Source organism: Streptomyces sp. WY228 (assembly GCF_019287315.1).
Lineage (GTDB): Bacteria > Actinomycetota > Actinomycetes > Streptomycetales > Streptomycetaceae > Streptomyces > Streptomyces caviscabies.
This window is the reverse complement of sequence record NZ_CP079114.1, coordinates 7,472,260-7,480,423: the sequence shown is the minus strand read 5'-3', so window position 1 is coordinate 7,480,423 and position 8,164 is coordinate 7,472,260. Positions and strand designations below refer to the sequence as shown.

The following is an 8,164-nucleotide window of genomic DNA, read 5'->3' as shown; positions in this document are numbered from 1 at the left end:
CGGGATCAAGGGGCCTGCGGTCCGGTGAGGAACGCGGCGAGCTCATCGATGCTGGGGTGGTCCCAGACGACGGCCGGATCGACCTCGATGCCGAAGCGGTCCTCGATGGCGGCGGCCAGAGTCAGGCCGGCGATGGAGTCCAGGCCGTACTCGCCCATGGACGCCGCGCGGTCGACCGTCCCGGTCGGGTCGCCCAGCAGCGCGGCGACCTCGCCGGCCAGCCAGTCGCTCAGTTCTTCACGTGTGCGGTCCACTCGGACTTCTGTCATGGCCGGCTCTCCTCTGCGACATGGGTCGGGGCGTGCGGTACGGGTCATGGCGTCGCTCCTCGCGTGCGGTCCGGGAGCTGCCGGCCGGTGAGGTCGAAGGAGCGCCCGGAGCCGAGGCGGTCGAGCAGATCGGTGACGAGAGGCTCCGCCAGTTCGTCGGGCAGTGCCGTGGGGCGGCCGGTCAGCCGCCCGTGGAGCCGGGTGAGTACGGCCTGGAGCCATCGCGGGTCGCTCTGCGGGCCGCCGCGGTGGCGGTGGTTGTGCTGCCAGATGCCGAGGCAGGCTGAGGCGGCGAGCAGGTGCCCGGTACGGGTCACGAGTTCGGAGGCGTGCGGCCCTGTGGTGACGCCCAGTTCGGACAGGGGAAGGGCGCGGCAGTCACGTGCGAGCGCGTCGTGTTCGGCGAGGAACAGCGCGCCCAGCTCGGCGGAGCGCCCGCTCAGCTCCGGCACCGAGGCGCGCAGCGTTCCGGTGAGGTGGTCGTTCCCCGACCCACTGAGCTTGAGCCGGTCGAACGACAGGGGCGGCAGCGGTACGTCGAGCCGGAACAGCTCCTCCGGAGCTCGCTGAGGTTGCGGCGAGGCCCAGGAGCGCCGGGCGAGGACGGGGAGCTGCGGCAGGACGTTCGACTCGCAGGCCCCGCGCGCCGCGTGCCCGAAGCTCACGACCCGCACGTCCCGCAGCAGTTTCTGGAAGATCGCCGACGGCCCACGGCGCAGGTAGAAGTGAGCGCCCATCAGCTCGGAGAGGGTGTACATGACGTCCAGCAGCAGCGCGGAGCCGAAGTGTTTGAACACCGATGCAAGCACGCTGACTTCGGCGGGGACCACGTGGACGGCCCGCAGCACGGTCGCGCTCAGGAACTCCACGGCGAGCAGATCGGCGTACGCACCGGCGAGAGTGGAGCGCAGATGTGGCAGGTCGAGCGCCGACCGCCCGTACAGCGATCGATCGAGCAAGTGGCGCAAGGTCACCCGCAGCCCCGTCTCCACCGGTCCGCACATCACGGCCGGCAGGACGGTGCGGGTGATCTGGAAGGACCGCAGCGCGGTCTCCAGGCCGCCGCCCGTGCGCCCGAGCACGCTGCCGGGCGGCAGCGGACAGTCGTCGAACTCGATGCCGTGCAACTGCACCCCGCGCATGCCCGAGCTGGGGAAGCGCGGCAGGTCGTGCACGCGCGCGAGGTCGAGGTCGCGCTTGTCGACCAGCACCTGCGAGTGGCTGCGGCTGCCGCGGCGGTCGTCGGTGCGGGCGAACACGACCAGAGCGTCGGCGCGCCTGATGTTCGTCACGACCTCCTTGCGCCCCCGCAGCACGGGCCCCGCGCCGGTCTCGGCCACAGCGCACTCCACGCCCGCCATGTCGTTGCCGTGGGCCAGTTCGTGGTAAGCCGCCGCGATCCTGCGGTCGGACAGCAGGAGGCGGGCGGTGGCACGCTGCTGCCGCTCGTCCCCGGCCAGCCAGACGTTGACCGCCGCGATGAACGAGCTCATGCCGTAGCCGAGCCCCAGGCAGGGGTCACGCCGGTACACCGCGCGCAGGGCGGCCACCAGCTCGTCGATGCGGGACAGCCGCCCGCCGAGTGCGGTCGGCACGAAGTCGGCGTTGAGCCCGTGCTCGTCCAGGGCCCGCTCGCCGGCGGCGGACATCTCGCCGCGCTCGTCGGCCCGGAGCAGGGCGGCGAAGCCGAGGGGGTTGGCGTCGTCGAAGGGGTCGCCCAGCCGGTTCTCCAGCCTGTCCACCAGGGTGAGCGCATCGAGGGCCGGGCCGGTACCGCGGCTGTCAGCGGTCATGACCTCTCCGTCCCGGACAGCAGCGAGAGGCCGTCCGCATCGGGGTCGGCGTGGAGCAGTGCGGCGGCGAGCAGGTCGCGGGCGTCGTGCCCAGCGGGGGGCTCCTGGCCGAGGCGGGCGAGCACGGTCGCCAGGCAGGCCCGTATCCAGAGCGCGTCTTGCCACCAACGGGCGTCGCACGAGGACGAGTTGTGGAGCCACAGGGCCAGACAGGCCGCCCCCGCGAAGCACCATTCGTACCGTTGGACGAGGTCGAACGCGGCGGACGGCACGCCCCCCGCCGTGCGGCAGGCGGCGATCTCCTCGTGCAGCCGCTCCGACTCGGCGGCCAGGGCTCGGGCCGCGTGCGCGACGTCCGGAGGTCCGCCTTCTCCGGCGAGGCCGGCCGCCAGTGGCAGCCACTGGACGACGCTGCACCCGGCGCTGGTCAGGGCCAGGCGTGCGAAGTCGAGAGGGGGGCGGCGCGCGCCGTGCGCGGCGGCATCGACGACACCGGCGATATCACGGGAGCCGGTCCTGCGGGCGCGGGCGAGCAGCGGGAAGGAGGTGGCGAGCGCGTGGCGGTTGACCGCTGTGCTGCCGTCGAAGATCCCCACGACCCGGTGGTCCCGGTCCAGTTTGGCGAAAGCGCCGTGTTCGAAGACCGTGGTGACGAAGCCGCGCACGCCCAGCAGGTCACCGAGCTGGTCGAGCGCCCGCTGCACGGTCGTGGGCACGAACGCCTTGGTGACGGCGGAGACCACGCCGAGTTCGCCCGGCAGGGTCTGCGCCGCGCGTCCGGCGAACACCGCGACCGCCTCGGCGGTCAGGATCGACGCCGCCGCGTCGCCCAGTACGCGGCGTACGCGGGGCAGGTCGGCCAGTCGTTGCCCGTAGAGGTCGCGGTCGGCGAGGAAGCGCAGGGTGAGTGGCAGCGCGTGGTCGGCCGCGCCGAGCGAGAGCGCGGTGGCGAAGATCCGGGTGACCTGTAGCGACTTGAGGGCCGACTCGAACCCGGAGCCCTCCGGCCCGATGAGGGACGATCCGGGCGCCGGTGCGCCGTGCAGGGCGAACCCGCTGATGTCGGCCCCGCGGACGCCGTGGGTCGGCTCCTTGGGCAGCGTCCGCCAGGTGCCGTTCGGCAGCGTCGGCCTGTCCAGCAGAAAGAAGCTGAGGCCCCGGGGTCCGCCCTCGTCGCGGGTGCGTGCGAGTACGCAGGCGTACCGCGCCCGGGTGCCGTTGTTGATCAGCCACTTCTCGCCGTCGAGCCGCCAGTCGCGGCCATGTGGGCGTGCGGTGAGTCGGCTCGCGAGCAGATCGCTGCCGTGGCCGCGTTCGGTCATCCCCCAGCACACCTCGGCGCCGGAGGTGATCGCGTCGGCCAGCTCCGCCGCCTGCCGGTCGGTGCCGGCCACCCAGGTGGGCATCGCGCCCAGGAAGGTCTTGCCGTGCGCGACCGCGAGGGTGAGGTCGTGCCGGGCGACGACGCGCAGGACGGACCAGAGCCCGTCGAGGCCGTCCAGCAGGCCGCCGAGGCGGCTGGGCACGTAGTGGGCGGCCACCCCTGCCTCGCCGAGCAGGCGGTGCGCGGCCTCCGGGAACGCCTCGGCCTCGTCCCACGCGGCGAGCGCAGCGGGGTCGAGGGCTCCGCCGGGCCGTGCCGCCCGGTGAAGCAGTTCCCTGAGCCGGCCGGCGGTGACCGCTGCCGGGGCCGTACTGGTCATGCCGGACGCCTCTCCCCTGTCGATGCCCCTGCTCCTGCCCCTGCTTCTGCCACGGCCGCGCCGAGGCGGGGGTCGTACTCGGCGAACAGCGGTTCCACCTCACCGGACAGAAACAGGTCACGCATCGCGGAGCGCTGCACCTTGCCGCTCGTCGTGCGCCGTACGGCAGCCCTGCGCAGCAGCGCCACCCCGGCGGCGCGCACCCCGAACTCCCGGGACACGGTGTCGCGCATCGTGCGGGCGAGCAGCCGTGCGCTGTCCTGCGAGGGCCTGCCGCGCACTTCCTGGAGCACGACGAGCGCCTCCTGGCCCGGCTCGTCCTCGTGCGCCAAGGACACCGTGAAGACCGCCCCCGGCAGTCCTGCCAGGTCGGTGTGGTCCTCGCGCAGGGCGTGCTCGACGTCCTGCGGGTGCAGGTTGCGACCGTTGATGATCATCACGTCCTTGCGCCTGCCGGTGACGTAGAGCTCGTCGTCGAGCAGCGCGCCCAGATCTCCGGTGCGCAGGAACGGGCCGTCGCCTTCGGCGATGCGCGCGCCGAACGTCTCGGCCGTGGCGTCGGGCCGGCCCCAGTAGCCCCGGGCGACGCTGGCGCCGCGCAGCCAGATCTCGCCGACGTGCCCCGGGGCCACCTCGGTGCGGCTGTCCGGGTCGACGACGCGCACATCGAAGTCGCGAACCAAGCCGTTGCTCGGCAGCTCGCGCCCCGGTTCCGTGGGCGCCACCCGCCGCAGCTCGCCGCGTTCCAGCAGGTCGGGGTCCACACGGGCCACGACGAGCCCCCTGCCGGACGCGCCCGAGACGAAGACCGTGCCCTCGGCGAGGCCGTAGCAGGGGCTGAAGGCGTCGTCCCGCAGCCCCGCCGCGGCGAAGCGCCGGGTGAAGCGCCGGGCCGTGGCGACCTGGACAGGTTCGGCGCCGCTGAGCGCATGACGCCACCGGGACAGGTCGAGCGCGGCGAGCTGCTCGTCGGTGACCTTCTCGACACACAGGGCGTGGGCGAAGTCGGGGGCGGCGGAGCACGTCACGTCGAAGTCGTCGATCACCTTCAGCCACAGGTGGGGGCGCTTCACGAACGTCACCGCCGACATGAGCACCGTCGTGGCGGCAAGCACCAGCGGCGCGAGCGTCTGCAGGATGAGCCCCATGTCGTGGTAGAGCGGGGCCCACCCCCCCAGCCGCATCGGGGCGTCGGGCGAGATGGCATCGGTGAACGCGAGGACGTTGTGCAGCAGATTGCCATGCGTGACCTCGACGCCCTTGGGGTCGCTGGTGGACCCGGATGTGTACTGGAGCAGCGCGAGCGTCGCGCGGTCCGCCGGTACGGGAGCCAGTCCTTCGCCCTCGGTGATCAGGTCCGTGGCCACCGTGCGCGGCCCGGACCGGTCGGCGGCCTGTGCCCATGCGCGCACCCCTGCGAGGTTCGCCGCGTCGGTGAGCACCGCGCCGATACCCGCGTCGGTGGCGATGGAGGAGAGCCTGAGGCGGTCCTGCCGGTAGTTGCCCGGCAGCGGTGCCACGACCGCGACCATGCCCGCGTACAGGCATCCGAAGAACGCCGCGACGCACTCGGTGCCCTGCGGGTAGAGCAGCAGCACCCGGTCACCGCGCTCCAGAGTCACCGTCAGTTCCTCGGCGATCAGGGCGGCACGGCGGTCCAGCTGGGCGTAGGTGAGAGTGTGCGCCCGCGCTTCGGCGGCGTCGTGGACGAAGATGACGGCGTCCCGCTCCGCGTGGTCGCGCGCGTGCTCGCGCAGCAGGGTGCTGAGCGCATCGGCGCGTACGACGTTCTCGGTCATGGTGTGGCCCACTGAGGTCTCCCTGGCGGTGGCCGTCTGTTGAGGTTGGTGCCCGCTCCGGCGGGGCCGCTCGTCCCCGTACGGTGGTGGGTGACGTGCGCGCCGCAGCACGGACCTGTCGGCGGCTCCCTGGCGCCGCCCGTGCGTGCGCGCGGTGCCGTCGCGCCGTGTGCTCGACCGATCCGTGCGGGCGGTCAGGACACGCCGCTGCGCTCCAGCAGCGTCTCCCCGCGCGCCTTGCCGTCGTTCAGCAGGGTCGAGCCCAGCGGGGTCAGCGAGTGCAGCACCGTGTTGAGGTTGCGGCTGCTGGTGACGAGCCCCGCCGCGCGCAGCACCGTGGTGTGCTGGCTGGCGGCGGCGACGGAGATGCCGAGCCTGCGCCCGAGCTGGGTGGTGGTACAGCTCTCGGTCAGCGCGTGCAGAATGCCGGCCCGAGTGCGGCCCATCAGCGCGCCCAGCGCCTTGCCCTGGTGCGCCGGCCCGTCCCACAGGGTCGCGGCGGTGACCGTGTCCAGCGGTACGGGGTAGACCAGGACGCGTGCCGCGCCCTGGGCGGCGGGGCCGGTACGCATGACCGGCCTGCCGTGCAGGAACAGCGACGGCATGAGGGTCAGACCCGCGCCCTCCGGATAGATGTCCTCGTCGAGCCCGTTGTCCAGCTCCAGGACCGGGGGACGCCACCCGGCGCGGGTGTGCAGGGTTCCGAAGAGACCCTCGACGCCGCTGCCGAGGAAGATGCGCCCGCGGTGTGCGGCGTCGGCCTTGAGGTAGGCGTTGACGCGCCGCCAGTAGGGTGCGACGGCCCTGTCGCGGAAGTCTGCGGCTCCTTCCCCGCCGAGGCCCGGGGAGCGCCAGGCGCCGGGGGGCAGCCCCGTGGTGGGGGAGCTGGAGCGGGCGGGTCTGGACGGGCCCGGGCGGCGCGCGGGATGTCGTACCGCCGCCGACTGGCCCACCAGGTCTCGCCAGCGGGCGAAGACAGCGCCGCCGCCCCGGCGCAGTAACAGATCGGCCGCGAAAGCTGTTTCCATCACGGGGTCCCCGCTGGGCGCGATGACGATTCGCGTCAGGTCTTGCACAGAGAGATGGATTCGCTGCACTGGTTCCCCCCTGATCTGTGGATTAAAACCCGGGCCGAGTCACCTAGTTCGGTAAAGCCCCGGAAGTATTACCGGCCACGAACAGCACCGCAATAGGTTTCAGATGGCAGCGAAAATGCCCACCGCCCGCTTACGGAGAACGACCTGGACGGGGCATACTCCGCGAGCGGACCACCGGACCGGGCGCACGCGGTGCCCCGCACGCGGCGTCCGGCGCCCGAAACGCGGCTTCACACCGCATGCCGTGCCACGATGTCGGCCACGAGGTCCAGCCGTCGCCGGTCCCTGCGCCTCAGCAGCCGCTCGATCCGCTGCCCGTGCGAGCGGCTCAGGCACGGCACGGGGTGGACGATGTCGGCCCCGTCGACGACGAGTTCGTCGACCAACGGCTGAGACCCGTCGGGCCGCGGTCCCGCATGGAGCGTGTCCCACTCGCCGAGCGCCTCCCGGGACGTCACGCCGGGCGGCAGCGCGGCCCGTTCGGCCGATAGGATCTCGGCCAGCCAGTCCCTGGTCGACGAGCGGTGCAGCTCGTGGAACCGCTCGCGCAGCGGCGCCGAGCGCAGTTCGTCGAGGGCCGCCCGCGCCGCGTCGGCGGACCCGGCGCGGCCCAGCACGATCGGGTGGGCGTCGGCGGCGTAGGCGTCGGTGTGCCGCATCGTCGTCAGACCGGCCCTGATCCGCACCGTGGCCTCGCCCGAGATGGCGACGCACTGGCCGTCGTCGGCGAACCGCAGCCACAGCTCCCAGTCGTCCCGGTTGATCCCCTGGCCCTCGGACCAGCCGCCGAGCCGGTCGAGCAGGGCACGGCGGTGCGCGACCCTGGAGGGCTCGAAGAGGGAGGCGACCAGCTGGAGTTCCGGGTGCCACACGCTGCCCAGTATGTGGGCGGGCACCTTCACGTCCCCCTGGTCGTCGACGTAGGTACCGGCCGCCACCACCCAGGACTCCCCGGCGTCGAAGCGGGCCAGCACCTGCGCGAGGTGGGTGGGGCTCCAGCGGTCGTCGTCGTCCAGGTAGGCGACCAGCGGAGCGGACGAGGCGGCGAACCCCACGTTCCGCGGCCCGCCGGGGCGCCTGCGCGGGGTGCACTCCAGGAAGGTGATGCGCGGGTCGTCGTACTCGGCGACCACGTCCGCCGTGTCGTCGGTCGAGGCGTCGGAGACGATCACGAGGTGCCAGTCCCGGACCGTCTGGGCCAGTACGCTCTCGATGGCTCCGCGAAGCAGCGCAGAACGGTTGTATGTGGCACAGAGGACATCGATTCGGGAATCATCGGGAGACATACGTTTTCCACACTCCTGCACACTGAGTCGCGAGTCGGCCGAGTAACGCTAGCGCGGAAAACCGTCGGCGACGCAGGCCACATTTCACGGATATCAGGGTCTTTCAAGCGAGCATGAAAAACTATTCGCGAGCTGTCCCGGACGTTTAGCATTCCCCCATGCCGACGCCCGACGGGCAGCCGCCAACGAGCGCACCCGTCCGAAGAGGAACGGCACT

6 protein-coding genes are annotated in these 8,164 nt (G+C 72.5%); all 6 read right to left on the bottom strand.

What is annotated here, in order from left to right:
- Positions 1–5: 5 nt before the first annotated feature.
- Positions 6–269 (bottom strand): acyl carrier protein, encoded by a 264-nt coding sequence (locus KV381_RS32785; protein WP_103537986.1) that lies wholly within the window; start codon positions 267–269, stop codon positions 6–8.
- Between the two features lie 44 nt (positions 270–313).
- Positions 314–2,062, bottom strand: coding sequence for an acyl-CoA dehydrogenase (locus KV381_RS32780; protein ID WP_103537987.1), 1,749 nt, complete (start codon positions 2,060–2,062; stop codon positions 314–316).
- Positions 2,059–3,765, bottom strand: coding sequence for an acyl-CoA dehydrogenase family protein (locus tag KV381_RS32775; RefSeq protein ID WP_103537988.1), 1,707 nt, complete (start codon positions 3,763–3,765; stop codon positions 2,059–2,061). The genes KV381_RS32780 and KV381_RS32775 overlap by 4 nt, the downstream gene beginning before the upstream one ends.
- Positions 3,762–5,576, bottom strand: a complete 1,815-nt coding sequence (locus KV381_RS32770) for a fatty acyl-AMP ligase (RefSeq protein WP_256995199.1) — start codon at positions 5,574–5,576, stop codon at positions 3,762–3,764. Before KV381_RS32770 ends, KV381_RS32775 begins: the two co-directional genes overlap by 4 nt.
- Positions 5,577–5,758: 182 nt before the next feature.
- A complete protein-coding gene (locus tag KV381_RS32765) occupies positions 5,759–6,592 on the bottom strand; it encodes a helix-turn-helix transcriptional regulator (RefSeq protein WP_146065466.1) in 834 nt (277 codons plus the stop codon).
- Positions 6,593–6,891: 299 nt separating this feature from the next.
- The gene (locus tag KV381_RS32760; RefSeq protein WP_218786937.1) at positions 6,892–7,947 is read right to left on the bottom strand and encodes a glycosyltransferase family A protein; all 1,056 of its coding nucleotides are present in this window, start codon (positions 7,945–7,947) and stop codon (positions 6,892–6,894) included.
- Positions 7,948–8,164 lie beyond the last annotated feature (217 nt).

What these genes read in the sequence shown, in the direction of transcription:
- KV381_RS32780 (WP_103537987.1), bottom strand. Translation starts at nt 2,062, where the DNA reads ATGACCGCTGACAGCCGCGGTACCGGCCCGGCCCTCGATGCGCTCACC.
- KV381_RS32785 (WP_103537986.1), bottom strand. Translation starts at nt 269, where the DNA reads ATGACAGAAGTCCGAGTGGACCGCACACGTGAAGAACTGAGCGACTGG.
- KV381_RS32775 (WP_103537988.1), bottom strand. Translation starts at nt 3,765, where the DNA reads ATGACCAGTACGGCCCCGGCAGCGGTCACCGCCGGCCGGCTCAGGGAA.
- KV381_RS32765 (WP_146065466.1), bottom strand. Translation starts at nt 6,592, where the DNA reads ATGGAAACAGCTTTCGCGGCCGATCTGTTACTGCGCCGGGGCGGCGGC.
- KV381_RS32760 (WP_218786937.1), bottom strand. Translation starts at nt 7,947, where the DNA reads ATGTCTCCCGATGATTCCCGAATCGATGTCCTCTGTGCCACATACAAC.